This is a genomic window from Streptomyces sp. NRRL B-24572, assembly GCF_002156145.1.
GTDB lineage: Bacteria > Actinomycetota > Actinomycetes > Streptomycetales > Streptomycetaceae > Streptomyces > Streptomyces vietnamensis.
In genome coordinates this window covers 1-2,844 of record NZ_MWIG01000616.1, presented here as the reverse complement: position 1 = coordinate 2,844, position 2,844 = coordinate 1, and the positions used below count along the sequence as shown (strand labels likewise).

At 75.1% G+C, this 2,844-nt stretch carries 1 protein-coding gene; it reads right to left on the bottom strand.

Going from position 1 to position 2,844, the window contains the following annotated elements:
• Positions 1–2,844, bottom strand: a 2,844-nt coding sequence (locus CCN56_RS31640) for a non-ribosomal peptide synthetase (RefSeq protein WP_143664682.1), incomplete at both ends; no start/stop codon positions are given.

Below are 2,844 nucleotides of genomic sequence, written 5' to 3'. Positions count from 1 at the left end.
CGGTCGAACAGGTCGGTGCTGTACTCCAGCCGTACGGCGAGGCCGTTCGGTGCGCCCCGGTCGGTGCGCAGGTCGGCGAAGGCGACGAGCAGGTCGAAGGTGGCGACGCCGGTGTCGACCTCGTCGATCCGCAGGCGCAGGTCGGGCAGGTCCGCGGTGCGCGGGCCGTTTCCCGGTCCTGAGGTGTCCTGACCGGCGTTGTTCCAGGTCACCATGGTCTGGAAGAGCGGGTGGCGGGCCAGGGAGCGGTCCGGGTTGAGTTCCTCGACGAGCCGTTCGAAGGGCACGTCCTGGTGGGCGTAGGCGGCGAGCGCGGTCTCCCGGACGCGGGCGAGGACCTCCGTGAAGGCGGGGGTGCCGGACAGGTCGGTGCGCAGCACGAGGGTGTTGACGAAGAAGCCGATCAGGCCTTCGAGGGCCTCGTTGGTGCGGCCGGCGCTGGGCGTGCCGAGGGGGATGTCGTCGCCCGCGCCGAGCCGGGAGAGGGTCACGGCGAGGGCGGCCTGCGCCACCATGAAGAGGCTGGCGCGGTGCTGCTGCGCGAGCCCTTCGAGGCCGGCGTGGAGTTCGGCGGGCACGAGGAGGCGGAGTTCCGCGCCGTGGCCGCTGGCGCTCTGCGGGCGCGGCCGGTCGACGGGCAGGGTCAGTTCCTCGGGGAGGTCGGCGAGGGCGGTGCGCCAGTGGTCGAGCTGGCGGCGCAGTTCGCTCGCCGGGTCGTCGGCGGAGCCGAGGACCTCCTGCTGCCACAGGGTGTAGTCGGCGTACTGGACCGCGAGGGGCTGCCAGGCGGGGGCGGTGCCGCCGCGCCGGGCGGCGTAGGCGGTGGTGAGGTCCTTGACGAGCAGGGGCACCGACCAGCCGCCGTCGCCCGCGATGTGGTGCATGACGAGCAGCAGGGCGTGCTCGTCGGGGGCGAGGGCGAACAGGTGGGCGCGCAGCGGCAGGTCGCGGGCGAGGTCGAAGCCGGTGCGGGCGGCGGCGGAGAGCCGCGCGGGCAGTTCGGCCTCGGTGGCGTCCTCGACGGAGAGCGGCGGCGCGACCGGCTGGAGGATGCGCTGGTACGGGCCTTCGGCGTCCTCGGTGAAGACGGTGCGCAGGGTCTCGTGGCGTGCCACGAGGTCGGCGAGGGCCGTCTGCAGCGCGTCCCGGTCGAGGGTGCCGGTGAGGCGGAGCGCGACGGGCACGTTGTACGTGGCGCTCCCCTCGCCCTCGAACTGGTTGAGGAACCACAGCCGCTGCTGTGCGAAGGAGGCGGGCAGCCGCTCCGGGCGGCGGCCGGCGACGAGCGGGGCGCGGGTGGCGGTCGCGCCGCCGATCCGGGCCGCGAGGGCGGCGACGGTGGGGGCCTCGAAGAGCGTGCCGATGGGCAGGTCGACGTCGAGGACCGAGCGGATGCGGCTGACGAGCCGCATGGCGGCGAGGGAGTGGCCGCCACTGGCGAAGAAGTCGTCGTCGATGGAGATCCGGGGCCTGTTGAGGATCTCGGCGAAGAGTCCGCAGAGGATCTCCTCGTGCGGGTTGCGGGGCGGCCGGCCGGTCGTGTCGGTGGTCTCGGCGGGCTCGGGGAGCGCCTTGCGGTCGAGCTTGCCGTTGGCGGTGAGCGGGAGTTCGTCGAGGGTGACGAAGGCGCTCGGCACCATGTACTCGGGGACGGCGGCGGACAGGTGCTCGCGCAGGACGGAGACGGGGGCGGCGCCGACGACGTACGCGACGAGGCGGGGTTCGCCGGAGGCGTCGGGCCGGACGGTGACGGCGGCCGTGGTGACGTCCGGGTGGGCGCCGAGGACGGCCTCGATCTCGCCGGTCTCGATGCGGAAGCCGCGCAGCTTGACCTGCTGGTCGCCGCGGCCGACGTACTCCAGGGCGCCGTGGGCGGTGCGGCGCACCACGTCGCCGGTGCGGTACATGAGGGTGCCGGGCGGGCCGTACGGGTCCGGGAGGAAGCGTTCGGCGGTGAGGCCGGGGCGGCCCAGGTAGCCGCGGGCCAGGCCGGCGCCGGCGAGGTACAGCTCGCCGGGGACTCCGGCCGGGACGGGGCGGAGCCCGTCGCCGAGGACGTACACGCGGGTGTTGTCGAGGGGGGTGCCGATGTGGACGGCGGCCGGGTCGTCGACGGGGGCGGCGGTGGACCAGATGGTGGTCTCGGTCGGGCCGTAGACGTTGAGGACGGAGGCGGCCGAGGCGGTGAGCGTCGCGGCGAGCGCGGGCGGCAGGGCCTCGCCGCCGACGAGGACGCGGATCCCGGCGAGGAAGCCGGCGTCCCGTCCGGTGGCGGCCCGCCACAGGGTGGGGGTGGCCTGCATGACGGTGATGCCGTGGCGGGTGACGGCGGCGCGCAGAGCCTCCGGGTCGCGGACGGTGTCGTGCTCGGCGAGGACGACGGTGCCGCCGGTGGCGAGCGGCAGGTAGAGCTCCAGGCCGGCGATGTCGAAGCCGACGGTGGTGACGGCGAGGAGCCGGTCGTCGGGGGTCATGGCGCAGCGGTCGGCCATGGCGCGCAGGAAGTTGTCGAGCGCGGACCGCGGGACGACGACGCCCTTGGGCAGGCCGGTGGAGCCGGAGGTGTGGATGACGTAGGCGCCGGTGCCGCCCGGTACGCGGACGTCGAGGTCGGTCTCCGGGTGGGCGGAGGTGTCGGCCTCGTCGGCGAGCAGGGTGGGCACGGCGGCCATGGGCAGGCGGGGCAGCAGTTCGCGGGTGGTGACGAGGACGGCGGGGTCGGCGTCGGCGAGCATGCGGCGCACCCGGTCGGCGGGGAAGCCGGTGTCGACGGGCAGGTAGGCGGCGCCCGCCTTCTGCACGGCGAGGAGGGTGACGAGCAGGTCGGCGGTACGGGGCAGGGCG